At 72.2% G+C, this 1822-nt stretch carries 5 protein-coding genes; all 5 read right to left on the bottom strand.

From position 1 onward, the window contains the following. A partial coding sequence (locus VF202_10800; GenBank protein ID HEX7040595.1) for a hypothetical protein occupies positions 1 to 491 on the bottom strand: 491 nt, incomplete at its 3' end. Further along, positions 488 to 694 (bottom strand): hypothetical protein, encoded by a 207-nt coding sequence (locus VF202_10795; GenBank protein HEX7040594.1) that lies wholly within the window; start codon positions 692 to 694, stop codon positions 488 to 490. The genes VF202_10795 and VF202_10800, both read right to left, overlap by 4 nt. Continuing rightward, positions 691 to 1035: a hypothetical protein gene (locus VF202_10790; protein ID HEX7040593.1), complete on the bottom strand. Its 345-nt coding sequence runs from the start codon at positions 1033 to 1035 to the stop codon at positions 691 to 693. Before VF202_10790 ends, VF202_10795 begins: the two co-directional genes overlap by 4 nt. Then, positions 1032 to 1229, bottom strand: a complete 198-nt coding sequence (locus VF202_10785; protein HEX7040592.1) for a hypothetical protein — start codon at positions 1227 to 1229, stop codon at positions 1032 to 1034. Before VF202_10785 ends, VF202_10790 begins: the two co-directional genes overlap by 4 nt. Continuing rightward, the gene (locus VF202_10780) at positions 1226 to 1648 is read right to left on the bottom strand and encodes a hypothetical protein (protein ID HEX7040591.1); all 423 of its coding nucleotides are present in this window, start codon (positions 1646 to 1648) and stop codon (positions 1226 to 1228) included. The genes VF202_10785 and VF202_10780 overlap by 4 nt, the downstream gene beginning before the upstream one ends. Positions 1649 to 1822 lie beyond the last annotated feature (174 nt).

Below are 1822 nucleotides of genomic sequence, written 5' to 3'. Positions count from 1 at the left end.
TTGGCGTGGCGGGGCCCGTCGCCGGGTGGGGTGACGGGGTCGGTGACGGTGACGATCGCGGCGCCGCCTTCGATGTGGTCGGGGTCGTCGATGATGGGCGTGCCGCCGGTCGTGATGGCGGCGACGGCGGCCTTGGTGGTGTCCGATGCTTCGACGACGTTGAACGGCAGGTCGTCGGCCTCGGGCGGCGCCGCTGGCTCGGTCGGCTTGGGTTGGACGGGCAGTCCGGTGGCGGCGATGGCTTCGGCCGCGTCGGGCGGCGTGCCCAGCGTGCGGGCCTGCTGCTCGAGCCATTCGGCGGTTTGTACGGCGACGTGGTACGCCTGCGCGGTCTGGATCCGCTGGTCGATGTCCCGCAGCTGGGCGAGCAGCTCGGCGCGTGCCTGCTGCAGCGTGGCGAGGTCGACCTGATCGTTCAACGTGGCGGCGCACTGTGCGGCCAACTCCCGCTGCTGGGCGGCCTGCTGGGTCAGGAGGTCGGTGATGCTCACTGGTGGGTCCCTTCGTTGATGGTGCGGGCGATGGCCAGGGCGCGTCCTTGCCACAGTCCCTCGTAGACGGGGCCGCGCAGGCCGCGGGAGATGTCGGCGATGCGGTCAAGCAGGTCGGCGAGGGGTTCGCGGATGCGGTCCAGGTCGACGGGCCCGGTGCGCAGGGTGTGGGCGGCGTCGCGGATCTCACGCTCAACGGTCATCGCTGCTCCTCTCCCCGGTCTCGGATCTGGGCGAGCACCTTGAGGAATTCGTCGTAGTGCCGCTGCCGCAGTTCTGCTCGTGCGCGCCGGTAGGCCTGACTCCGGTTCCGGTCGGACCGGTCCGGCATGCTGTCGCGCAACTCCTCGTAGATGCCGCGGAACTCGGCCGGGTACCGCTTGACCAGCGCGCTTAGCGCGTCCTGGTAGCTGCGGCTGTAGGGGCGATCTTCGCGCCGGTACTTGCTGTAGGCGTACCGGCAGTCGCGGCAGGGTGTCTCGCCGCGGCGGTAGTGCCGCATGTACGCGGCGACGGTGCCGCATGGCTTGAGCCGGCGGGTCACTGGTGGTCCTTCCTGGGCAGGTGGAGGGTTGGGCGTTGTGGGGTGCGGCGGACGCGGGCTTCCTTGCGCCTGATCTCCTCGACCGTGTCGGCGATCTCGTCGAACACGGCCGGGTGCCGCTGGGCGAGGATCAGCAGCGCGAGGTGCTCGTCACGGCTGGTCAGCGCGTGGAGCCGCCGGGTCCGGTCGCTCACAGGTCACCTCGGTTGATGTGCCGGGCCACGGCCAGGCCGTGGCTGACTTGCTCGAGCGCCGTCTCGGCGCGGGCCCCGTGGTCGATGAGCCACTCGTAGTGGTCGGCCGTGTCGTCCAGCCATGCGGCGAGCGGCTCGGCAAGCGCGGGGTTGACCAGCGCGATCCAGTCCATGTCGCCATCGGAGATGATCTCGTCGGGCTCGGCGACGTCGGCGAGCGCGTCCGCCATCACGCCGGTGACGGCGAGGACCTCGGCGGCGGAGTACGGGTCGTTGGGGTCGACCGGTGGGCCGAGGATCCAGCGGGGCCGAATGCCGTCCGGGAGGGTGGAGACGTGCTCCCACGGGCCCGGCGTCGCCCCGGCGGCCGCCTCACGCAGACGGGCCGCCGCCTGCCTGAGCTCGTCGGCGGCGCTCACGGCTGCACCTCCCGCAGCCGCCGGGCCGCCTCAGTGAACGCGGCCGCGTACGCGGCGGCGTCCTCCGTGGCCCGCAGGCGGATCGCCAGGGCGTCCCCGAGAGCGACGGTGACGACCCAGTCGCCGGACTCCTCCAACTGGAACGGGTCCAGGACGCGGGGGGCGCCGAGTGCG

Source organism: Trueperaceae bacterium (assembly GCA_036381035.1).
In the GTDB taxonomy this organism is placed as follows: Bacteria; Deinococcota; Deinococci; order Deinococcales; family Trueperaceae; genus DASRWD01.
This window is presented reverse-complemented; position numbering and strand designations above follow the sequence as displayed.

Bases quoted from the DNA above. Each gene is read 5' to 3' on its own strand.
- VF202_10795 (HEX7040594.1), bottom strand. From the start codon at position 694: ATGACCGTTGAGCGTGAGATCCGCGACGCCGCCCACACCCTGCGCACC.